This window comes from Marisediminitalea aggregata (assembly GCF_900129565.1).
GTDB lineage: Bacteria > Pseudomonadota > Gammaproteobacteria > Enterobacterales > Alteromonadaceae > Alteromonas > Alteromonas aggregata.
Map to the genome: position 1 here is coordinate 128,324 of NZ_FQWD01000007.1, position 22,358 is coordinate 150,681.

Below are 22,358 nucleotides of genomic sequence, written 5' to 3' on the forward strand. Positions count from 1 at the left end.
TTTCTTTGGTTAATTATCTCAAGATTATTAGCCTCCAGGTTCTATTTTCCAATAATAGATATACGACTCACAGGCATACGTTGAATTTGCAGAGTAAGTACCATCTTCATAAGCAATAATATAACTAGGTAGTTGGGCTTGGCCCCCATGAATTCTCAAAGCACCTACTTTAAACTTTGAAATCACTGAGTCATCAGGGCATTTTTGTGGGGTGTGCGATGTTTCACTTAAAGAAAAAGTACCATATGAAGGATTTGATCTGAATTGATAAGTAAAATCATCGTTAAATGTTATTTCACTAGATTCAGTGTCGTTATACCCAGAAACTTTAAGCGTTTTTCCAATGAAAGCGCGATATCCCGCATTTGAAATTGTCAAATTTACTGGTACGCTGACAGCCCTACTGTTGCTAGCGTCATATACCTCAATTACATAATCAGTATCCTCAATGTCTTCCGCAATAAACTCACCACTGAAGTATATTCGCGTAGTTTCTCGCGGACCTTCAACCAAATTGTTCCATACTTGCACTGTCTCACCATTCAGACGTAAGCCAACATGCTCATAAATATCGTTATATACAGTTAAGCTATCATTCGGTTTAATTACTTTATAAACGTCTACTAATTCATTTGAAGAGTTGCCTGGGCCATTGTAAAAAACTAATTCATAGTTATTTACAATTACATTCACATTAACTGTGTAATCAAATTGTGAGCGACCCGCCTCACCCAAGGTAATAATGACAGTTTGATCTTCTACACTCCGGTCTTCTTTGGGGGCAAAATAAAACTGAACATTTTCATTGTGTCCAAGTACTAAGTTCTCTGGTAAATCTGATGGCTCAAGTGAGTTTACTAGCTTTAGTTCAAAATCATTTGTGTTTGACCATCTAATATTATTTAAATCAATAGAACTATAACCGATGTTTTGTATTGTGAAGACTAACAACTCATCTTCTTCAACCACGAAGTTAATAGTTCTTGGCGTAAAAACTTCTCCCTCTTCATCCCAACTAATCAGTTCTGGCTCATCCTTTACAAAAAGCTGAACGTCGAATGAAATATCAGTATCATATTTACTGTAATAAAGGGTTACGGTGAATTCGGAATAGCCTTGCTCTGGAACTACTTCATAGTCAATAAAATCTGCGACAAAGCTTATCCAGGCGGAACTGGAGGAATAAATATCAAAACTTACATTTGGTTCGGAAACAGATTTAACCGTAAGAAGTGAGCCCTCAACACTTTCGGTTCTTGTAGGTTCAATATCTATACGGGCAATTAAAGATGTGAATTTCCCCATTCCAACTTCAGTTTCATTGAGCATATTTAATAGAGAAACAATCATACTTGTTGCCTCAACGAAATACCCTTTGGTTTCTTCGTCTTTGATTGTCAGATCTATTTCAAACTCCATTTGTTCTGGAACATCCTCGTCAAAACGATGGGTTGAGGTGGTATCCTGAGGAAATACTTTTGTATCACTTAAATATTTTAACGTATTGCGTTTTGTAGAGGATGAGCCTAACAAATCATCATAGGGTTCTAGACATGTATTTAGAATCTCTGTTTGCTTTTGTTCCATGATGGATGCGCCTTTTAAGGCGATAGCCAGGCCAACACCCGAAATTGCAACACCCAGCGGAGCAGTAACAACTCCCGTTGTGGACAACACACCCACGCCGACAATACCAGAGCCACTAGCTAGTAAAATAACGCCACGAACGTATCGTAAACCCAAGGTCGAGCATTTTTCAAAATCGATAGCATTGATAGCTACCTGTCCCCCATTACTATTCAGCTCCTCTTCTGCAATGTAGTCTAGTATTGGTCCAAAATTCTGTTTAAAAATGATGGCAAAAATGGCTTTTTCACTTTCGGTCAGGCTATCAATACTACTTTTTATTTCGTCTAAGTCGACTGATTCGAGCTCATCCCTGTAATCTTCAAAGAAAGTATCAATTTCACTAGTCAAATATTCGCTTGGGTTATCGACCGTTATCGCTTCATTGATCTCCAGTTCAGAAGTAAATGTGTAGCTAGCAATAGTAACTTCGAGGGTAACTGAGCCTACTTCTGTGAACGGAATAAATAGCAGTAACTGCCCGTCGAATATTGGGTCTTCTGAAGTGAGCAACGTCACTTCTGTGTTGCCTAGCATTCCAAATGCTTCAGCGACCGAAACCTCAGGCCCGGTAACTTCAAAACTAATGACTTTGCCCTGAGTAATCTCTTCAGGGACTTGGGTAACCGTAAGTTTAACAGGATTAACTGTTATGGTTTGCGATTTAGTGGCACTATTTCCAGCGCTGTCTCGTGCGGTAATTTGGCAACTTATATCGGTAATCTCGTTAACATTAGGAGTGCTTAGAATAGCTCCTGATGTCTCGCCCGCATTACAATTCAGCGTATATGAAATTGTACTATCTTTATTGTCAGTAACGGAGATATCAAACTTTACATCTGACTGTGCCCACACTGTTGTGTCAGCCACCTGGACATTTATAACTGGAGCTATAGTGTCTGACTCTTCTGCTCCACCAGACCCACAAGCGTTTAATGTTAAAATAGAGGTAATTAAAAATAGCGCTTTCTGTATAGCTTTTGACGAATTAAACTTCATTGATATCCAGGTCCATCTTTCTATTAAAGTTTATGCTTCTTTTTGCTTATTAATTGAACAAGATTTACACCATACTAGCAGAAAAGCCCCAATTAAGTGCAGTGTTTTATATATCCCATTATTGGTGAGCCGCGAATTTACCGCCGAAATACCCCACTGGATAAGCTAGGCCATTTTGCGGGATTTATCGAATTGCACAGCAGGCTACCAAAACCCTTATCTCGCCATTGATCTTGCATTGGCAAAGTCTTTAAGAACTGACTATTCTTTTGTTCGCTGTCGTAAACTAAAACAAGCCCCAGCCGCTACACTTCGCCTAATCGAGCTGCCACCCAGTGCAGGCTTAACTCGGCGTACATGGCATTAATCACTGCTTCTACGTTTTTAAGCCGTGCATTCATAACCTGAGATGCCCTTGCATTAAGCTTGAATAAATCGCTATCGCCTTTCTCAAAACGCTGTTGCTCCAGCCACGACAACTCTTCTTTAACTTTGGTATTTTGTTGTTGTAGCTGCGCCACGCGTTGTGATTGCTCCCACTGCACTACGGCTTGCTCAAACTCTTGTCGCAGTTTTTGTTCAGCAAGGTTCAACTCCAGTTTACTGGCCGCCAATTCGGCATCGGCTTTCGATAGTTTGGCTTTGGCTTTGCGGTTACCCAATGGATAAGAGAACTGCAGGGCCACTTTGGTTTCGGTATCTTCAAGGTTAACCGGGCCACTACCAAAATCCTGTGCAACTGCCGCTTTCATATCTAAGGTTGGCAGCAACTGGTTTTTAGCCAACCGTTGTTCATTGGTTAACGAGGCGACACCGGCCGCCCGCGCCTGAATAACCGGATGCTGGCGCAACGCCGTACGCAATTGCTGAATGTAAGTCTGGTTCAATGAAAACGGCCAGTTGATGTCGAGCCCAAGTAGATAGTTTTGTAATTCCTATAAAGTGATCGAATATGTTTCCTAAAACACCAGTTTTTCATCACCGACAACAATTTAGACTAAGCTTATTTGGATTACTCAACCTTGCACAAAAGCTTGCCTTTCTTTACTCCATGAATACCAAGGATACGGACATGGAAGCACCAATCAAACGCGAAACGAACAAAAGCCTCTCATTTGGAGATAGGTTAACCAAAGCCATGATTAATGTTGGCCACACCAAAAATGCATCATTAGCCGCTGAAATTGGAGTGTCAGAAAGTACTATTTGTCGATGGAAATGTGGATCTGCAATTAAACTAAAACACATTATTAAACTAAAAAACGCATTATCTGTTTCGTTGGATTGGCTAATTTGTGGTGAGGGTGATATGGCAGGAGAACAACCGCGACTAAAATATTTAATTACAACAAAATTGTCGGAAAAATCAGCTTTAGAAGTAATCTCTTTTCTGAACGAGCATATCAATTCCAATAAGAGTTGAGCACTACGCAAACAGAAACATCATATTCTTGCATGTTACGCAAGGTATTCATGTGAGACAGAAGGTTCATTGCACTAACTTAACTATGAGCAGTTCGCTCAATATCACAACGTTAAGGTAAACATTATGTGTAAGAAATCATCAGGAAGTTTCAGTATTGAATTTAATGAGGAACAGGACTTTAAAATGTTTGGCCATTCCTATGCCAAATGTTATGCAAATTTTGGTAGTCGTGGGCAGTTTTCAAGACCATCACAAAGCGGCGATAACAGTTACTCAATTGAGTTTTCAGCCGATTGCGGTTGCGACTCCGTCATTGGGAAATTCAACGCGGCCTATAAAAAGACATTTGGAGACAAGAAGACAGAATTGAGGGTGCTGCCACATCAGGAACTACTGTTTGCAGATGGAACGTCTACTGCAGAGCAAGTTCCAAGCGCTTACAGTATTGCATTGAATAGTTGTTCAATCTCAAATAATGAGATCTACAAACCAACTGACCAATTTCCAGAAGTGTCTACATTGGCAGTCAATTCCCCGACAACATCTGTTAATGCGACAGCGATTGATAGTCAAATGAACTATGCAGCCCCTGATATTGACAAGAAATTTTCAGAAGCAGTGGCGAATGTAACACTTTACTCGCAAGCTGCAGCTCGCTCTGTACTTCAAAGTAAAGGTATCGATATTAGCTCGTCAAAATATCTTACTACCGAACAATGGTATGACGAAGTTATTGCACAAATGTCTGACCTCGGATTCATAGTACATTCAGCATCTGCAGGTAAAGTAAATAAGTCCACTCATAGTGGAGAAATCAATCTAAAAGACATAGTCACCACTATAGTTTCGGCATATATTGCCGGTCCTGAGCTCTCAGAATTCGAAAATCTAGCCAAATTGTTAACAGAAGATCCTGATAATACAGGTGTGGCTAACTTTTTGGACTTCTGGTGGAATTCTGCGAGTTCTCATGAAAATAATTCGCAAGTTGCATGGGGCCCGGTAACAGTTGACCAAGGCTCAGCAGAAGTGACTTGCATTTATATGAACATTGATGTGGCTTTCAAAGACTGGCGTTCGCTTTTTGTCTCATTTCACAGTGAAAATGTGAATATTGCCTCGACAGCCATAACCTTAACATTAGATATGGAAGTTTACGATAAAGTCAAAGGTGATATTACAAGCGCTTTAGGCGATCAAATTAAGAAACACATTAAAAAACAGAAACTAAATTTTGGCAGCTAGTGTAGTTGAGGGCTCATGAGGGCCCTTTATAAACAATATAATGGGAGTCAAAATATGGAAAACACATCCAACAAACAGGTTTCGCTTGTATTTTCGCCAATCAAAAATACTGTTCAAATAAAAGATGAGGTGAATTATAACGTCGGAGCCGCCTCAATTGAGCAAGTACTAATTTTTCATCAATGTACCCAGCCAATATCATCCAGCTCAGCAATTAATAATTGCTTGCTTTATGCAATAGCCGCATCAAGAGCAAATGGAGAAAAAAAGCGTTTATGTAACACAACACCAGTTGAAGAATTGGTCAATCAACTTAGTCAACTTGCTTTTTCAGTAACTAGCTCAAAAGAGATAAAAATTACTGACCATGCAGAAAAAGCAACAACACATCCATTGAGCGAGATGTGGAAATATATTGTTAACTATTCGACATCAAAATGGCAAAAATCACTGTTGAAATATCTTGCAACTACACTTTCGAATAGCAAAAAACCTTTGACCTCTGAGCCTCGAATAACGGCATGGTGGACAGATGCCGTCAACCAAGGAAGTCCAATAATTTTTGGTTTTATTTGTAATGATTCAACAGTAACTTTATCGTTGTTTTTTGTTTCATTTTCATCAAAGCCGAACTCACAAATTATGAGTAAAGCAGATTCATTAATTGATATTCGGAATGTAGAATTAGCTTTAAATACAATTGAATACAAGGCAATAGAAAATGAACTTAGAGACAAACTCGGGGGTCATGCAGCCAAAGACATAACGAAGTTTGATTTCTCCATATCACCCAACGACTTCAAAGTATGAAGCTCGTCTTGAATTCAGAAAATAAGTAAAGCTCTCATGGTTAATTGGTGTCAGATGTTCAAACACCTTCTGGTAGCGTTTTAACGTCGTCAAACAATTTGTGTATTACCATGAGACTCTAGCAGTTGTTCAATGAGTATCCTTGCCGGATAACGGGCTAATCTTGCGAGAATCATACAAGTGCCTGTAAATTTCATCTTTGGTTCGTCGCAGTAAACAAAAACAAGCCCCAGCCGCTACACCTCGGCTAATCGAGCTGCCACCCAGTGCAGGCTTAACTCGGCGTACATGGCATTAATCACTGCTTCTACGTTTTTAAGCCGTGCATTCATAACCTGAGATGCCCTTGCATTAAGCTTGAATAAATCGCTATCGCCTTTTTCAAAACGCTGTTGCTCCAGCCACGACAACTCTTCTTTAACTTTGGTATTTTGTTGTTGTAGCTGCGCCACGCGTTGTGATTGCTCCCACTGCACTACGGCTTGCTCAAACTCTTGTCGCAGTTTTTGCTCAGCAAGATTCAACTCCAGTTTACTGGCCGCCAATTCGGCATCGGCTTTCGATAGTTTGGCTTTGGCTTTGCGGTTACCCAATGGATAAGAAAACTGCAGGGCCACTTTGGTTTCGGTATCTTCAAGGTTAACTGGGCCACTACCAAAATCCTGTGCAACTGCCGCTTTCATGTCTAAGGTTGGCAGCAATTGGTTTTTCGCCAACCGTTGTTCATTGGTTAACGAGGCGACATCGGCCGCCCGCGCCTGAATAACAGGATGCTGGCGCAACGCCGTGCGCAATTGCTGAATGTAAGTCTGGTTCAATGAAAACGGCCAGTTGATGTCGAGCCCCAGTACATTGTGCTGAGCCGCAAAAGGCGTGGACTCACCGGGCACCTGCCAGAAAAACGACAAACTCTGAACAGCTACCTGGCGTGATTGTTCAAGCGTTGCCAATGCTAACTGCTGCTCTAAAATACTGGCATCAAATTCGGTGAGTGTTACCGCCGGTAAATCACCGTTATCTACCCTCGCCTGCAACCCTTTTCTGCGGGCGTGCAGCGTATCGATAAGGTCGTGCACGGTGGCAATTTTTAATGTGGCTTCATACCATTTCAGGTACTGACTCAGGCCTTTAAAAATAAAATCATTTCGCATTAGCGAGGCTTCGGCCTGCCATTGTTCTATTGCCACCCGCGCATTGGTGAGTGCTGTTCTGCGCGAGTCGGTTTCCCGGTTTCGCAGAAGTGAAAGGGAAACGCCAATACTTGCTTCACCGCCAGTTAGCGTGTCCATCTGCTGTTCGTAGACGGGGAAGTTTCCTCCAGCTACCCGATACTCGGTGTACAACTTGGCATTCATGCCCGCGAGCGGCTTTACCGCACGCTGCGCAACCTGATTGCCGTCGTAATATCCCGTCAGGCGCATTGCCACATCCTGCTCCAGTTTGATATCAAACTCACTTTCAGCCATCACCAGCGACGCATCATATTTCACTCCTTTTTGCTCAATGAGTTGTAAATAGGGATGCGCGTTTGCAATAGTATGAATAAACTCAGGCACGCTGGGTATGTGCTGCGTAGCAGTATCGGGTACCTGAGATTGCGCACTCGCAGCGCCGCTTATTACTGAAGCCATTAGTCCTATCGCAACGGAAATTCTGCGCAGCATCATTTCGCGCTCCCTTGTTGCTCTATTTGCTGGGTTTGTTGTGTTTGCTGTGGCGGGAAGTTATTGAGCTGACGCCACAATTCATAACCCAGTCTGACTTCTTCCAACAAGATCCACGCACGCACACGACTCCCTAAACGCACTACGTTTGCACTGGGCCAGGGAATATCTTCTGCATCGGGTTTGATCCACACCTGAAATGCCCCCATCTGGTTCGCGACGGGTTCAACGTATTCCACTTCTCCCCCAAAGGTACCTACCGCCGTGTCGGGCCAGCCACTGAATTGAATAACCGGCCAGCCTTCGAACTGAATTCGCGCTTTCGCACCGGGTTTGACGAGTGGCGCATCGAGTCCACTCACCGTGATTTTAACGTAACGGGTCACGCCATCGGGTATAAAATGTCCCAGAACATCGCCGGCTTTCACATATGTTGCAGTGCCCCCGGCAAACAAACGCACTATGGTCCCGTCGACGGGCGCGACTTTGGTCAGCGTTTCCTGTCGGGATAACACCATGCTGACTGAGGTTATATCAGCCTGTGAACTGGCTGCTTTAGCGCGCAGGGACTCAAGTTGTATTTGTGCAGCTTCAACGTCACGTTGAGACACCAGGCCCTGCTGTAACAGCGCTTTTTGTCTGGCTAGGTTTTTCTGAGCGTTCTCCACGGCAGTCACATCCGCCTCGTGCCGTTGCTTTGTTGCCGCCAATTGCGACTGCAGTTTTTCGATACGCTGGGTATCTACGTCTGTCAGGGTAACAATAGGGTCCCCTGCTTTTACTTTCATCCCCTCCCGGACGTGCCAGGTCTTAATTTGCCCGTCTACCAATGCTGAAATGGCCTGCATTCTGCCATTTGGCTCCATAGAGTCCACGCTGCCCTGCCCGAATGCAGTCTGGATCCAGGGGGTAAACCACAAAACCGCAGCGGCAATAAGTAAAGCGCCAATAATCAGCCCTGTTACTACCTTGTGGGTTCGGGGCATCGACTGTTCAGAGACAGACACAATATTTTGCAGGAAACGCTCTGCGCTATTCATGAGTGCCCTCCTCTGCTGTATTTGGTGTAAAAGCCGTTACTTCCAGCGTGTCGTGCAACGCCAGAATGCCATCAAATTCACCATCAACCGGCATGTTGGTAAAGTACAATACCGTCCAGTTCATGCTGTAAATACGCCGTAATAATCGCGCTTTAAGCGCATGAGGTACCGCATCAAAATGCTGATTCAACAGCACAATTTGCGGACCAGACAGAATAGCAGCGGCCAGTTTTAGCAACAGGAACTCTAGTGGTTGCAGTGGCGTCCCCAGGTTTGCAATACGAGTAGCCAAACCATCAGGCAAATCATCGATTACCTGTGTTAGCTCTACCATATCAAGGGCTTTGCTGATTTGCGCAAACGTAACTCCAGGGGCAGATAACTTCAGAAACTGTTCGATGCTGCATTCAACAATCAGTGACCTGTCGAGCGAATAGACCGCCTGACGTAACTCATACTTGTCGTAATCAAACAGGTTGTGATCGCCCAATAAAATGTCGCCCCTCACTGGCCTGTCGTAACGCTTTAAAAAGCTTCCAAGTTGTTTTTGAACCCAGCTTTTTCGCGTGGTCACAAAGTACTTCTTGCCCGCCTCAACGGTAAAGTCGATATGGCATGCATCCTGGTGATGGCGCATGGTTACACGCTTGAGTTCAAGCTTCGAGCCGTTTGGTACCAGGCTACCACCATCCTCATGCACAGCCTCTTGAGGAATGGCCAGGGCACCGCCGATTTTTTCAGACGCACCGTACAACTCGTAGTAGAGCTTCAGGTATTGAGAGAATCGCGAAAGACCAAAAAACACCGCCGACATGATCAACTCAGCGGCAACCAACTGGCCAATGGAAAGCTGGCCTATGACCACCAGATACCCGCCTATACCCAGCAACGAAGCACTTGCCAATGCGTAGAGCAACAGGAAAGTAACCGCTTGTCGGAATGTGAAGTGGAAATGGGCTTTATGCTGCTTAACATAAGACGCTATGTACTGCTCTGTATTGCGGCCTGCGTAATCCAGGTGGTCTGCAGATTTAAAAAATTCGTGAGCGCTTGCCATGTCATTCAACCATTTTGCAGAGTCGTATTTTGACTGCGACAGTTTCACCGCCGTGCGCTTGGCCTGATTGCCCCATAGTTTCCAGATGGCGTACATAAGCAGCAGAATCAACAGGTTAAACATAAGTAGAAATGGGTGATAAAACGACACGAGGGTAAAACCGACAACCAGTTGAAGCACCAACGCGAAACCGTCAACCATTAGCGATGGGATGTTTTTCTGGAAGGTCATGATGTCGAAATAACGCTGTGTAATGGTGGTATTGCGCTGGCCATCAAAGAAGCTTTGTGGTGCCATCATGGTTTTTGCTGCCAGTTCCGACGTTAAGCGAGCGTAGACTTTCCTCTCGTAATGCTCCATGACCCGCATTCGCAACGCACTGAGCAAACCTGAAATCACGAGTGTAAAAAACAAAACCATCGACAATATAACCACCGCTCTGACGGAGCCTATATTGGCAATGCTGTTGATCAGTGTTTGAACCGCAATCGGCACAGCCAGGGTGAGAAAACTGATCGCCACGCCGTAAGCAATGGCTACATTAAAAAAGCCATGCTCAGGTTTGAGTAATGCGACCAGGTGCTGCTTGATTGCTCGTAAATCAATGGACTTTTCCATTTGAAAGATTTCACTCCATATCACAATGTGTTGCTACTTTACCCAAACAACAAGTAAGATAAAATCTGATATTTTCTTATTTAATAATCGAATTTTTCTACGTTATGTATAACCTGAACTTTCGCCACCTCTATTATTTCTATTTAGTAGCCCGTGAAGGTAACGTGGTCAATGCCGCAAAATTGCTGCACGTTACACCGCAAACCGTCAGCGGACAGCTATCTACGTTTGAATCTCAGATAGGTTGCCAGCTTTTCGACCGCATCAACAAGCGCCTTTACCTGAACAGCAAAGGCAAAGCGGTCTATGAACATGCCAGCGAAATTTTTCACCGGGGCAATTTACTTACCGAGATCATTCGCAACGATCATGAAACCACTCAACAACAATTCACTATAGGGATCACAGATGCGATTCCCAAGGTACTGGCTTATGACTTCCTTGCCAATACCATGCGCGACAATCCGCAGGTTAAATTTCAGTTCAGGGAAGGTAACTTTGACGCATTAGTCAGCGAACTGGCCATTAACCATATTGATCTGGTTATCGCTGACCGGGGCATTGCCCCTGGCACCCAGGTGAGTGCCAATAGTTACTTCCTGGGCGAATCGCATGTTGCCTTTTTTACCTCAGACCCAGACACAGCTAGCGAGGCAACCTTCCCGGAATGCCTCGATAACCAAAACATCCTGTTGCCCGGTATTAAGTCAGGTATTACGCTCGGACTTACTACCTGGTTTGAAAGTCAGCACATTTTCCCGCACGTTGTCGCCGAATTTGATGACAGCGCCCTTTTAAAGTTATTTGGTAGTGAGGGGTTTGGTATTTTTTGTGCACCGTCAGCGATTGCCGAGCACGTAGCACAACAATATCAGGTCGTAAAATGCGGTGAAGTCCCCGAGATAAAAGAGCGCTTTTATGCATTAACCAGTAAGAATCAGGCGGCACAAGGCATTGTGAAAGCGGTTATCAATGAAGCTAAAAGCTTGTTGATCAGCTAACGTCAAATCAGCGGGCGTTATTTGAAACGGCCTAAAGCTTCGACCAGTTCATTGGTGTCATGGTCTTCAAAATAGCGTCGAATTTCTCGGCACAACGCCGCGCTTTCTTCCTGCATCAGACGGAAGGTATCGGGTTTAGTTAAAGAATCAAAACTCGCAATCGGCGGACGCTGTTGGTTAAATAGTAGCTTGATACCGAGGGATTTGAGCTCCGGGAACATGGAAACCATGTGCCCTTCATCAAGAAAAATAACGGGTTTTGCGGTCAGAATCCGGCGGTAAACTGAAAAGGAGAAGTAATTCCAAAAAAACGCACATTCACAGCGATCAATCATTTCGTTGTACTGGCTAAAAGACAAAGTGCCATAACACTGAATATTACTGTGTAATTCAGATGCCTTAAGCAGTGTCTCAAGCGCCGGCGTACCTACCACGCGAACGATATATCCTTGTCCTGCGAGTGCATTGATCGTCTCTAAAAAGTCTCCAAGGTAGTCCTGTCGGGATGCCTGCAAGCGGTAGAAGTCTATCTCTGCCATAACAAACACCAGTTCTTTTTCGTTACATGGCTTTGATGCGATGTCTTCAAAGAAACTGACGGAACGATAATAAACCGGCTTATTTCGTTTAATTTGCTGATCTATCGGCACGGGATAAATATGCACGTCGTTGGCGAACTGACGTCGGAGCACTTGTAACCGACCGGCTAAATAAATTGATTTGATATAGCGCTTCGTTATGTGCGTAACGCTGTTGTCATTGCCATTGTTTACAGCAAAATTGCCAGACAGCAATTTGATGTCAATGCCAAGTAAGGGGTCACTGGTGAAAACTGATATCGCCTTCGATTTTAACCGGGTAAGCAACGCAGAAAACTTTATAAAACTATAGGGTTCGTGGGTGTAAACTAAATATCCGGAAAATAGCACAACCGCAGCAGGTTCATGCCTGTCGATCAGGTCTTCACAATCCTGAATGGTGCGATAGGCAAACAACATGTCAGGATTCAGGTGATCCGCAATACCTATCCGGCTTTCCGGAATGACCACCTTTACATCCCATTGCCGACACAAGGTCAAAAAATACGAGGCATGTCCCAATTCACCGTAATCTTCAGACACAATCACGACCATTTTCGGTGATTGTATTTTAGTCATCCGAGTTCCCTTTTGCTCCAGAGTTTATTCTAATAGTTCCATGATGTTTGTAAGTGCTTTACGCGGTGTTGCTATTTACCTTGTGCAAAAAGTGACTACGGGGTAGGTAAATGACTAAATCCCGGAAAAGTTAAAAAAAAGATTGCACCTAAAAATACAATTTATCAAACTAGGGTTGTACATATTTTAACTAATTTCAGGACGCTTACATTTTGCTAAGGAAAGCAGTATCACTTCCTTTGCTTTATATTTTCTCACTGAAAACAGACATAACGTTAACGCAGGTTGCACTAATTCGCCATATGCGGAGCAATAAAATACAAAGCACAACCACGTTAACAAAAGAAACAGAAGGGCAAAGGACCACCTCATGAGCGCAGGTGCCATTCCCCAAAAATAACTGAATATAAACAGGAAGCGGAAAAGTTTGTGATGGAAGTAAAACAACGAGTAAACCGCAACACGTTTAGAAATAGCTGTTGTGCCATGTTGGCGGTGTTAAGCATAGGATTGATAACCGGCTGTTCTTCACCCTATTCCCCTGTTGCTGTAGAAGCAAACCCTCAGGTAGTTGAATCTCTGCAACGCTTTACTCGCGATTATACCCTTCAGGCGGGCGACCAGGTTGAAGTGTATGTGTACCGCCACCCGGATTTCTCAAAGACAGTGACCATTCGTCCCGATGGATATCTGACTCTTCCCGTATTAGATGACATCAAAGCCGCCGGCCTGACACCAATGGAACTTGACCGGTTGGTAACAAAAGCCTTGTCAGTGCGATTAAAAGAACCAGAAGTAAGCGTTTTTGTTGAAAACGTTGTGGAGCCCATGGTTTACGTACACGGTGAAGTTCAAGTGGCGTCTGCCATTCCCATTCGCAAAGCGAAGACCGTAGCCCAGGCACTGGCGCAGGTTGGCGGAATAAAACGCGAAGCGAAAGTGGAGCAGCTCGCCGTTATTCGGTTACACAAGGACGGCCATTTACGCGCAATTACCCTTGAATTAGCGAACCACAGTCAGTCGTCTTATTTCCTCGCCATGCAAAATATTCGCTTGCTACCTGAAGACATTATATTTGTTCCTGAAAGCCACCGCTCGCAATTTGTGCGTGCAATACAAGACTTCATTAATACGCCGCTTACCGGTGTGAACCAGGTGTTAGCTCCTTATTTTCAGTTTCGCTTAATTGAAGAGTTGGACGACGTGAACGAAACCACTGAAGTGATCATAAACTGATGTTTGAAAAAGAAGCCATTCCTCATGTCCCCGAAGCGGATAGCTTTGACGTAAAAGCTTCGCTTAACAATATCAAAAGCTCAGTAATAGGACACCTCTGGGTGGTGCTGGTGGTGTTTGTACTTACAGTATCCGCTGTCACGATGTACATCGTAACCTGGCCCCCCGTGTTTGAAGCCAGCGTAGTTATTTCTGCTGATTCAGAAGAGGATTTAACCCGTAATGCATTCTATCAACAGTGGAATATTTTCCGTCGGGAAGCTACCGGTGACGAAGCTATACTCATGACGTCAGACCCCATACTTCGTATTGTCATTGAAGAAATGGACTTGAAATACGAAGATGTCTACCACCCTTTCATGTCTTATGTGGTGTATTTGTGGGGTGAATCCTGGCTGGGAAAAAACTATCGGGCATTAAAATACAAAATTTTCCCGCCTCCTCCCCTGCCTCCCGGCATCACTGAAGACATGCTCGAAAAATTTAAAGTACTCAAAGACTTTCGTGAAAGCGTAATCCTGCAACCGATTGGCGAAAACAACATTGCTTTGCTAATCGTCCGGGGGCCTTCTCCCCGCGTAGCAGACATCGCCAACAAGCTTATTGAAGTGTACCTGGATGAACGTCGCAAGCGTTACGTAAATGAAGCAAGGACAGCCAGTATCGCGCTGCAAAATGAAACCGAAAAAGCTTATGCAAAACTGGTTACCGTAGAGCAGGAATTACAACAGTTTTACGCTGATAACAGTTTGTACCTGACGTTTGAAAAAGACCGCGTTGAAATGACGCAATGGCTTGATTTGCAAGCTGAGATCAGAGATTTACAGGCACACGAAGCACAATTGCTGCGCACATTAACCGCATTGAAAAAGCAACTGGAAGAAGAAGGCCAGACGCTGATCAAAGGTCAGATTTATCAAGATGACCTGCTTGAGCTTCGGGATAAACTAACCCAACTTCAAATCTCACTGCGTATTGCACGACAAACGTTTCAGGAGAACTCTCCTGAAGTGCTTGAATATAAACGTCAGATTGAAGCCATAGAAGAAATTCTGCAGGAGAAAGGCACGCAGCTCCAGGGCCAAACAAACAAAACCCGCAATGAGTTTTACGAGACTATTCGCCTTAAAATCGGCCAAATCGAAAGTGACCTTGCCGGAGTAAGAGCCGGTATGGAAACCAAACAGGCAACCGTTAAACGTCTGCAACCTATCATGCAGGAACTGCCTTCAAAAATGCAGAAAGCGTATCAACTGCAACGAGAACAAATGGTACTTGAAGGTCAGTACAAAGCGCTAAACGAGAAGCTGGTGCAAGCGACAGTCTCTATGACCACCGCACAAAGCGCGCCTTCGGCAATCAGAATTGTCGATCAGGCCTATGCGCCGGATAAGCCTGCCTGGCCAAACACCAAGTTAATGCTATTGGTCGCGATGTTTTTTGGCGTTGTCCTTGGGGTAATTTGTGCCCTGGGTCTGGACCTTATATTTGTGCGGGTGAACCGTTACAAGCTCTACAACCACAAACAATACCAATTGTTTGCTGTGCTAGAAAATGATGAAGCATTCGTAGACAACGTCTATCAGTTAAAAAAATAGTAAAGGATTTAGTGTGGTCACCTCTCAACGGAGCAAAGGCAATTTTATAGAACGGTTTAATAGTTTCCTGGTGCATAAACTCACCGGGAAGCCTAAATACGCTTCTGTGTCTTACCGCTACATGTGTAAGTCAATCCAACGTGAATTGAAACACGTGGATCCTGAACGGGCTAAAATGCTGGCGTTATCCAGCATGCCGACACCCGTATTTGCAGTGAACTTAGCCTTATTCCTTGGTTTTTCCCTTGCCAGCGAATTGAACGCTAAAGTCCTGTTAATTGATTCTGTAGTCAGACAATCAGACGACACACTGTCTGACAAACTCGGTTTGAATAGCGAGAAAGGCTTTTTTCAGTTATGTACCCAGGCCGATACTGATGCGCTCTCGCTGTGCCAGAACACCGAAGTTGCTTCAGTCGATGTGCTGCCATCCGGGCAGTTTGAGTTTGCCAATGCGGTCATTTTGGATCATCGGTTGCTCGACCTGCAATTAGCAGCATTGTCCAATCATTACGATTATCTGATTTTTACACAAGGCGATATCCGTGAAGATACCCGTTACATGGCCATATCTGAGCGCGTAGACCTGAATTTACTGGTGGTCGAAGAAAACCGAAGCTTCATGCACGATATCGACGAACTTCACCGGTTATTCCGTGACTCGGAGCTCGACAATCTGAAACTGGTTATGACGACCTGAATACCCTAATGAAATCCGCGCTTTTAAAACGTCAGGCTGCTATTGTCGCGATTGTATTGTTTTTTGCGATACTGGCAGCAGCGGCGTCGATTCTGCTAATCAATGGCGATAAGCTGGTAAAAGTCGCGGTAGTGGGGGGGATATTTTTCCCGTTAGTCCTGTATTTGTCGGGCAATCCTCGCTTGTTTTTCCTTGTTGGTTTGGTATTGGCGGCCCCGCTCGGATTGTCGATTAATTTTAAAACCCTCATTCATATTGGCGGAGCCCCTTCGTATAGTGTCGACCTGGCAGATTTCTTTCTGTTTCCGTTGGTTATTTTTCAAATCAGGGACGTCATTATAGGACACTACCGGGACTGGTCCTTCCCGTCTATCAATTACTGGTGGCTGGGTTTAATCTGTCTGGGCTTGCTCAATATTGCAATGGGACCGCTGCGACACCTTCCTGGCTTTGAAGTCATGCGGATGGTCAAGTGCATGATTTTATTTGTTGTCGTGGTCAATGAATGCAAACGTATAAAGCAAATAAACTATGTTGTTATCGCCCTCGCTGCAGGTATGTGCTTACAAGTTGCGGTGGGTGTCGCTCAGTTTTTATTAAAGCGAAGCCTTGGTTTACAAGCCTTAGGCGAAGCATCCTCTGAAGCAACAAAAGGGGCAAATTTAGGCGTATACCTTACCGAAAATGCGGTGTACCGCATCGGCGCGTTAATGGGCCACCCTAATCTGCTTTCCGCCTATCTGGCATTGTTGTTGCCCATTTTTATTGCCCTGTTTTTTTGTCACTACAAACGCTGGGTAAAGGGTGTGTTAGCTTTAGTTATTGCGGGTGGCCTAATGGCCTTGGTATTTACACTTTCACGCTCTGGCTGGATATCTTTTGCCGCCGCCTTCCTAATGCTAATAACCTTAAGTGCATTTGACGGTCATATTCGTTCCAAGTACAGGGCGATACGTGTATTTATGATCGCAGGCACTGTGGTAGCAGGCCTGGCAGTATCTGGGCCAATCATCCAACGCATTACAAAAAGTGACGCAGGTGCCGTTGATTTCCGATTTGAATTTATGGTGGTGGCCGTCAAAATGGTCGAAGCAAAGCCGCTGTTGGGCTTCGGCCTCAATACGTTCGTCTACCACATGGCCCCATATACCAAATACCAGAATGCAGCGGGCTTGCAAAAGGTGTTTGGCGAGCATTGGCCTGCGGTCCACAACACATACTTACTTGTGTGGTCCGAACAAGGCACACTGGGGCTGGTATTTTTCATCGGCTTTCTGATTCACGTGTTCAAGATTTACCGGCAAAACCGGCGATACCGGGTCAACGAATTCACCCACGCCCTTAATCTGGGCATTATGTGCGGTTTTGTTGCCATCCTTATTGATGGCATGGCAAGTTTTTTCATACGAGTGCCTGCTCCCGGGCGGGTATTCTGGATCGTCATGGCTTTGCTGGTTGCCATTAACATATGGAACCGCCGCAACTATCGGGCTCGACTGATAGCCGCCCAACGCGCTGCGATAAGGGAGGGGCTGGATGACAAACAAAAGTAGCCTACCCCTGATCGCCATTGCCAATTTCTCACTGAAAGCCGGGGGTGCCGGACTAAACCTGCTTATTCAGTTGGTGCTAGCCAGAGTGTTAAGTTCTGAAGATTTCGGTATTTATATCATCGCGTTTTCACTGTCGACATCGATTATGGTTATCGCTTCTTTGGGTATTCCATTATCTGCAATCAAATTTATTCCGATTTATCGACACGAAAATCAATGGCCAATGATACGGGGCTTCTTTGGCGCTGGCGCCCTTACTACGCTGATTGGAGGTATACTGTTTGCCGTTATTGCATACACATGTACGTATATGCTGGTAGATAAAGCATCATCGCCTACCCTCTTTAGTGCACTCACGATTGCCATTCTTTCCATCCCTTTTTTAGCCTTATCCCAAACACTCGTTGCTTATCTGCAGTCATTGCAACACGTTATTGCTGCTGAGTTTGTTGCGAATATTATTCGCCCGGTAGTCACGCTGCTCGGTGTTGGCGCCAGTGTCATGTTCATGGCAGATATTGACGTAACATGGATCCTTTGGCTCACCCTATTTGGCATAAGTGCGAGTGTTGCCGTAGGCCTCCAACAATTTTTTCACTATGTCCCTGACTCGATCGCCAATGTAAAAAGCCAGTTTGAACTGAAACCGTGGTTTGCCGCTGGTATATCAACCATGGTGATTATGGGAGGCGTCATTCTCAATGAGCGCATAGATGTTATGTTGGTTGGCGCCTATTCCAGTATTGAGGATGCCGGTATTTATGGCGTGTGCGCACGATTAGCTTTCTTTGTAGGGTTTGCCCTTACTGCTGTTAACGCCATATTAGGCCCCCAGCTTTCCGCTATACTTGCGACTAAAGACATCGATAAATTTAAAAAAGTTGCCGTCATTGGCGCCGCAATGGCTGTTTTTGCTGCGGTGACTCTTTCATTGATTTTAGTGATATTGGATACCTGGGTTTTATCGTTGTTTGGTGAACCCTTCATTGACGGAAAGCCGGTATTGCACGTGCTTTTACTGAGCCAGATAGCGGTTGCCTGTTTCGGTGCAACAGGGGCCGTGGTTGTATTGTTTGGTGGTTATCGTATCACCATTATCAGTGTGATTACTGCATTGCTTTGCAATGTGCTGCTAAACTTAATGTTGATCCCCATCTACGGGCCTGTCGGGGCAGCGTTAGCAACACTTATTGGACAAATTTTAGGCTGTGGTATTATAACCTTGTGGTGTTTACGTCACTCAGGGATAAACTCAACTATTTTTGGGATTGCGGTGTTATTTCGTTCACGAACACCTGCAAATTAACGCGAAAGCACGGATTTTTAGCAAGGATTAACGAATAACCATGACTCAGTTACGCAAAGGTTATCTGCACAGTTACGGCGCTTTTTTTCTCATTCTTGTGGCTTTTTTTGACGTCATGGTCATTGCCGGCAACTACCATTTCGTTCTGTTTGCTAACCAAATTGAGGTTACACAGGATTTAACGTTTATTCTGGTGTTGACCTTGATTGTTTTTTTGTCCATCGCCACCAGCCATTCGTTTTATCGCTCCTACCGAACCTCAAAATTACTCACTGAATTGGGTGAGTTATTTAGTTATTGGGTAAGTACATTTGCCATCATTGCGACACTGATTTTTGTTTTTGAAAACAAAATGCCAATGCCGTCTGACGTCCTGTTGGTATGGTTCATATCTACCCTGACATTTTTATCAATAAGCCGGGTGATATTACGAACCTTTGTATATAAGTTAAGAGCATACGGCAGAAATTTCCGCAGGGTTGCAATCATAGGTGCGACTCCGATCGCCGAGCGGCTTCACCAATCCATTACCAGTAACGATTGGATGGGGTTAAAGTTTTCCGGCTTCTTTGACGACCGCTGTCAAGATCGTTTCACTGAAGATTTCAAAAATAAACAGGTTGATTCAATCGATACATTGCTCAGCCGAATTGCCGAAGATGAAATAGATATTGTCTACATTACTTTGCCAATGAGTGCACAAAAGCGCATTAAAAGCACTATTGATAAGCTTTCGCTAACCAACGTATCAATTTATTATGCCCCCGACTTTTACACTTTCGATTTACTGCGGGCACACTGGGATAATATTGAAGATCAACCCCTGATCAGCATTATCGAAACCCCCTTCGTGGGCGACAATACCGTATTAAAGCGTCTGGAAGACGTGGTCCTGTCATTTTTAATTTTGTGTTGTATTGCCATTCCAATGCTTATTGTGGCAATTCTGATAAAACTGGATTCGTCAGGCCCGGCTATATACCGGCAGAAACGCTACGGTCTGGATGGTAAGTCGTTTACTATCTACAAGTTCAGAACCATGCGCTCTACCCCCGATGACAAAGTGTTTAAGCAGGCCACGCAAAATGATCCTCGCGTTACCCGATTAGGTCGTTTTTTGCGAAAGTACTCCATTGATGAGCTGCCACAGTTTATTAATGTCTTACAGGGCAGAATGTCTGTTGTTGGTCCTCGCCCTCACCCACTCGCATTGGACGACGAACACCTGAATCTTATCAAACGCTACAACCTGCGTTTTAAGGTAAAACCGGGCATTACGGGATGGGCTCAGGTAAACGGCTATCGTGGTGAGACCAAAGAATTACATATTATGGACAAACGGATTCAGTACGATCTTGAATACATCAAACGTTGGTCTGTGTTATTCGATTTAAAAATCATCTTTTTGACATTCTGGACGATCATTAAGCCCGTTAACGCTTATTAGACGCAGAATCCCTGAACAGGGTGACAAGAACGACGATGCAGGTGCGGTAGTAATCACGGCTTAATTTAATAAGTCTCGACTAAACACCTTGTCTGAATCAATTTTACTGGGTTTAGAGCGAAACCCACGATATACCTGCTTTGGCAGAGTATCGTGGCCAATGACCGCGCCAGCATCGATAACGTTGAATTCAGCAACGCGAATATTCGGATTTATGGTCGCGTTCAGGCCAATAAAGGTGTTGTTACCTATGTGACAACGCTCGCCGATAACCGCGGAGGTTACCCAACAGTGTTTTGCGACCGTGCTATGCATGGCTATTCTGGTGCCCGTCCATACAACCACGTTATCTTCGATAGATACCCGGGGATGCAAATAACACCCTTCCATGATCATGACATTCTCACCGACAGTTAATGGCCCTAAAACAGACGCTTTGCTGCTTATGAAGCTGGTCAGGCGATAACCGTCTTGTTTAACCTGGTTAAACTTTTGTTCTCGAAGGCGATTGCATTGCGCAATACCAATTGCAATAAACAAAGACACATCCTGCATATCGAAATTGCTTTGCAGCGCTTCATAGGCAATAACAGGTAACCCTAAAAACACTGTATTGTCTAAATATGCTCTATCAACGGCGAATGCCAATACTTCATAATTAGGCTCAGAGCAGAATTGGTAATACGCCAGCTCTGCAAATTGCTTGTTGCCAACAATTATGATTTTTTCCATAGTCAGCCCACTTTTGCTTGCGTAAGAAGCAATGACAATACTGATTCGATTGTGCTCGCTTCTGTATTCATTTTCGGCAAAAAGCGGATATTTTCTCCAAACTTAGACACCAGATAATTGTGTGAAATGAGTGTATCGAAAAAGTGGTTGGCCTGAGCTTCACTCCGACATGCCAGTACCCACAGTAAGCCTTTCCCACGTAATTCACAGCCATACTGTTCAAACCTTTTCTGAAATCCGACAAAGGTCTGTTCTACACGACTGATCTCGCTTGGTTGAATACGCTCAGTGATTGCTTCCAGCGTGGCGAGAATTGCTGCACAGGCAACCGGATTGTCCGAAAAGGTACTGCCTTTTAATGCGCGTTGATGATGAAATTGCGCAATGTTAGACGCTACACAACTGGCCGGCACACCATTGCCAATCGACTTAGCAAATATAAGAATATCAGGAAACTGGGATAATTCGCTCGCCATAAACAAGGGGCCTGTGCGATAAAGCCCTGTAAGCGTTTCATCAAAAATGGACACCACGCCATGTTGCTTGCACAACGCGACAAGCTGTTCACGAAAAGTCAGACTGGCAATAGCGCCATCACAGGAGCCCCTGAGCGGCTCCAGATAACAACCCGCAAAATCACCACTTTTGAGGCAATCTGCCAGCATGATAAGCACGTCCTCTTCGGTTTCTTCAGTTGGAAATGGCAGTAGTACATTTTGCCCACATTTCACAGGGGCATTTTGCCAACTTAAGCTGGAGGTAAAAACCGACTTACCATGCATGGTATTTTCAAAAGCAATGAAACGCTGCTTACCTGAAACAACAGCGGCCAGTTTACCCGCGTATTCATTCGACTCCATCCCAGTCGAACCAATCACATCCAGCCCATGGGAGTCTGGTAGTAATTGATTAATTAACTCGAAGCATCGGCGTCGTATTTCTGATGGCAACCTGCCAATGGCACCGTATTGTTGCATTTGCTGATGTACTGCTTCGACAACAGTCTTATCACAATGCCCTAAAAAAACGGTACCAAATCCCGAAATTAAATCGTAAAACGCACGTTCATCACCGTCATATAGGTAATGGCCTTGTGCTCGGGTAATTTCAGGATAGTCCAAACGGTTTCTCCTCAACAGGATA

The 22,358-nt window shown here is 44.5% G+C and carries 18 protein-coding genes; 10 read left to right on the forward strand and 8 right to left on the reverse strand.

Annotated elements, in window-relative coordinates; all coding sequences use genetic code 11:
* Positions 1-27 precede the first annotated feature (27 nt).
* Both BUB81_RS19140 and BUB81_RS19145 read right to left on the reverse strand, forming a co-directional pair.
* Entirely contained in the window at positions 28-2,625 is a 2,598-nt protein-coding gene (locus BUB81_RS19140) for a hypothetical protein (protein WP_073324971.1), read from the reverse strand.
* A 305-nt stretch (positions 2,626-2,930) separates the two neighbouring features.
* The gene (locus BUB81_RS19145; RefSeq protein WP_073324972.1) at positions 2,931-3,512 is read right to left on the reverse strand and encodes a TolC family protein; all 582 of its coding nucleotides are present in this window, start codon (positions 3,510-3,512) and stop codon (positions 2,931-2,933) included.
* 185 nt (positions 3,513-3,697) lie between these two features.
* On the opposite strand from BUB81_RS19145, the gene BUB81_RS19150 reads away from it, so the two are divergent.
* From BUB81_RS19150 to BUB81_RS19160, 3 genes are all read left to right on the forward strand, one after another.
* Positions 3,698-4,048 carry a helix-turn-helix domain-containing protein gene (locus BUB81_RS19150; RefSeq protein WP_073324973.1) on the forward strand — a complete coding sequence of 117 codons (351 nt, stop codon included), beginning with the start codon at positions 3,698-3,700 and terminating at the stop codon, positions 4,046-4,048.
* A 126-nt stretch (positions 4,049-4,174) separates the two neighbouring features.
* Complete coding sequence (locus BUB81_RS19155; protein WP_073324974.1) at positions 4,175-5,296, forward strand: hypothetical protein; 1,122 nt, start codon at positions 4,175-4,177, stop codon at positions 5,294-5,296.
* A gap of 54 nt (positions 5,297-5,350) precedes the next feature.
* Positions 5,351-6,106 (forward strand): hypothetical protein, encoded by a 756-nt coding sequence (locus BUB81_RS19160; RefSeq protein ID WP_139241639.1) that lies wholly within the window; start codon positions 5,351-5,353, stop codon positions 6,104-6,106.
* A 236-nt stretch (positions 6,107-6,342) separates the two neighbouring features.
* Here the strand turns inward: BUB81_RS19160 and BUB81_RS19165 are convergent, their stop codons facing one another.
* The 3 genes from BUB81_RS19165 to BUB81_RS19175 are packed head-to-tail and all read right to left on the reverse strand — an operon-like array spanning position 6,343 to position 10,485.
* Positions 6,343-7,773: a TolC family protein gene (locus tag BUB81_RS19165; protein WP_073324976.1), complete on the reverse strand. Its 1,431-nt coding sequence runs from the start codon at positions 7,771-7,773 to the stop codon at positions 6,343-6,345.
* Positions 7,770-8,810, reverse strand: coding sequence for an HlyD family secretion protein (locus BUB81_RS19170; RefSeq protein WP_073324977.1), 1,041 nt, complete (start codon positions 8,808-8,810; stop codon positions 7,770-7,772). Before BUB81_RS19170 ends, BUB81_RS19165 begins: the two co-directional genes overlap by 4 nt.
* Positions 8,803-10,485, reverse strand: a complete 1,683-nt coding sequence (locus tag BUB81_RS19175; protein WP_073324978.1) for an ABC transporter transmembrane domain-containing protein — start codon at positions 10,483-10,485, stop codon at positions 8,803-8,805. Before BUB81_RS19175 ends, BUB81_RS19170 begins: the two co-directional genes overlap by 8 nt.
* Positions 10,486-10,589: 104 nt before the next feature.
* Between BUB81_RS19175 and BUB81_RS19180 the strand changes: the two genes are divergently transcribed.
* Positions 10,590-11,486 carry a LysR family transcriptional regulator gene (locus BUB81_RS19180; RefSeq protein ID WP_073324979.1) on the forward strand — a complete coding sequence of 299 codons (897 nt, stop codon included), beginning with the start codon at positions 10,590-10,592 and terminating at the stop codon, positions 11,484-11,486.
* Positions 11,487-11,503: 17 nt separating this feature from the next.
* Here BUB81_RS19180 and BUB81_RS19185 read toward each other — a convergent pair whose 3' ends face one another.
* Entirely contained in the window at positions 11,504-12,643 is a 1,140-nt protein-coding gene (locus tag BUB81_RS19185; protein ID WP_073324980.1) for a hypothetical protein, read from the reverse strand.
* 432 nt (positions 12,644-13,075) lie between these two features.
* On the opposite strand from BUB81_RS19185, the gene BUB81_RS19190 reads away from it, so the two are divergent.
* Genes BUB81_RS19190 through BUB81_RS19215 form a run of 6 tightly spaced genes read left to right on the forward strand, consistent with a single transcriptional unit; the run spans position 13,076 to position 20,483 of the window.
* Positions 13,076-13,879 (forward strand): polysaccharide biosynthesis/export family protein, encoded by an 804-nt coding sequence (locus tag BUB81_RS19190; protein ID WP_073324981.1) that lies wholly within the window; start codon positions 13,076-13,078, stop codon positions 13,877-13,879.
* Positions 13,879-15,477, forward strand: coding sequence for a GumC family protein (locus BUB81_RS19195; protein ID WP_073324982.1), 1,599 nt, complete (start codon positions 13,879-13,881; stop codon positions 15,475-15,477). The genes BUB81_RS19190 and BUB81_RS19195 overlap by 1 nt, the downstream gene beginning before the upstream one ends.
* Positions 15,478-15,490: 13 nt before the next feature.
* On the forward strand, positions 15,491-16,177 hold the full coding sequence (locus BUB81_RS19200) for a P-loop NTPase family protein (protein ID WP_073324983.1): 687 nt from the start codon (positions 15,491-15,493) through the stop codon (positions 16,175-16,177).
* A gap of 8 nt (positions 16,178-16,185) precedes the next feature.
* Positions 16,186-17,730, forward strand: a complete 1,545-nt coding sequence (locus tag BUB81_RS19205) for an O-antigen ligase family protein (RefSeq protein WP_073324984.1) — start codon at positions 16,186-16,188, stop codon at positions 17,728-17,730.
* Positions 17,714-19,036 (forward strand): oligosaccharide flippase family protein, encoded by a 1,323-nt coding sequence (locus tag BUB81_RS19210; RefSeq protein WP_073324985.1) that lies wholly within the window; start codon positions 17,714-17,716, stop codon positions 19,034-19,036. The genes BUB81_RS19205 and BUB81_RS19210 overlap by 17 nt, the downstream gene beginning before the upstream one ends.
* A gap of 40 nt (positions 19,037-19,076) precedes the next feature.
* Complete coding sequence (locus tag BUB81_RS19215; RefSeq protein ID WP_073324986.1) at positions 19,077-20,483, forward strand: undecaprenyl-phosphate glucose phosphotransferase; 1,407 nt, start codon at positions 19,077-19,079, stop codon at positions 20,481-20,483.
* Between the two features lie 60 nt (positions 20,484-20,543).
* On the opposite strand, the gene BUB81_RS19220 is transcribed toward BUB81_RS19215, so the two are convergent.
* Entirely contained in the window at positions 20,544-21,215 is a 672-nt protein-coding gene (locus BUB81_RS19220) for an acetyltransferase (RefSeq protein WP_073324987.1), read from the reverse strand.
* Between the two features lie 2 nt (positions 21,216-21,217).
* Entirely contained in the window at positions 21,218-22,336 is a 1,119-nt protein-coding gene (locus tag BUB81_RS19225) for an aminotransferase class III-fold pyridoxal phosphate-dependent enzyme (protein ID WP_073324988.1), read from the reverse strand.
* Positions 22,337-22,358: the final 22 nt, after the last annotated feature.

What these genes read in the sequence shown, in the direction of transcription:
- BUB81_RS19140 (WP_073324971.1), bottom strand. Translation starts at nt 2,625, where the DNA reads ATGAAGTTTAATTCGTCAAAAGCTATACAGAAAGCGCTATTTTTAATT.
- BUB81_RS19150 (WP_073324973.1), top strand. Translation starts at nt 3,698, where the DNA reads ATGGAAGCACCAATCAAACGCGAAACGAACAAAAGCCTCTCATTTGGA.
- BUB81_RS19155 (WP_073324974.1), top strand. Translation starts at nt 4,175, where the DNA reads ATGTGTAAGAAATCATCAGGAAGTTTCAGTATTGAATTTAATGAGGAA.
- BUB81_RS19160 (WP_139241639.1), top strand. Translation starts at nt 5,351, where the DNA reads ATGGAAAACACATCCAACAAACAGGTTTCGCTTGTATTTTCGCCAATC.
- BUB81_RS19165 (WP_073324976.1), bottom strand. Translation starts at nt 7,773, where the DNA reads ATGATGCTGCGCAGAATTTCCGTTGCGATAGGACTAATGGCTTCAGTA.
- BUB81_RS19170 (WP_073324977.1), bottom strand. Translation starts at nt 8,810, where the DNA reads ATGAATAGCGCAGAGCGTTTCCTGCAAAATATTGTGTCTGTCTCTGAA.
- BUB81_RS19175 (WP_073324978.1), bottom strand. Translation starts at nt 10,485, where the DNA reads ATGGAAAAGTCCATTGATTTACGAGCAATCAAGCAGCACCTGGTCGCA.
- BUB81_RS19180 (WP_073324979.1), top strand. Translation starts at nt 10,590, where the DNA reads ATGTATAACCTGAACTTTCGCCACCTCTATTATTTCTATTTAGTAGCC.
- BUB81_RS19185 (WP_073324980.1), bottom strand. Translation starts at nt 12,643, where the DNA reads ATGACTAAAATACAATCACCGAAAATGGTCGTGATTGTGTCTGAAGAT.
- BUB81_RS19190 (WP_073324981.1), top strand. Translation starts at nt 13,076, where the DNA reads ATGGAAGTAAAACAACGAGTAAACCGCAACACGTTTAGAAATAGCTGT.
- BUB81_RS19195 (WP_073324982.1), top strand. Translation starts at nt 13,879, where the DNA reads ATGTTTGAAAAAGAAGCCATTCCTCATGTCCCCGAAGCGGATAGCTTT.
- BUB81_RS19205 (WP_073324984.1), top strand. Translation starts at nt 16,186, where the DNA reads ATGAAATCCGCGCTTTTAAAACGTCAGGCTGCTATTGTCGCGATTGTA.
- BUB81_RS19210 (WP_073324985.1), top strand. Translation starts at nt 17,714, where the DNA reads ATGACAAACAAAAGTAGCCTACCCCTGATCGCCATTGCCAATTTCTCA.
- BUB81_RS19215 (WP_073324986.1), top strand. Translation starts at nt 19,077, where the DNA reads ATGACTCAGTTACGCAAAGGTTATCTGCACAGTTACGGCGCTTTTTTT.
- BUB81_RS19220 (WP_073324987.1), bottom strand. Translation starts at nt 21,215, where the DNA reads ATGGAAAAAATCATAATTGTTGGCAACAAGCAATTTGCAGAGCTGGCG.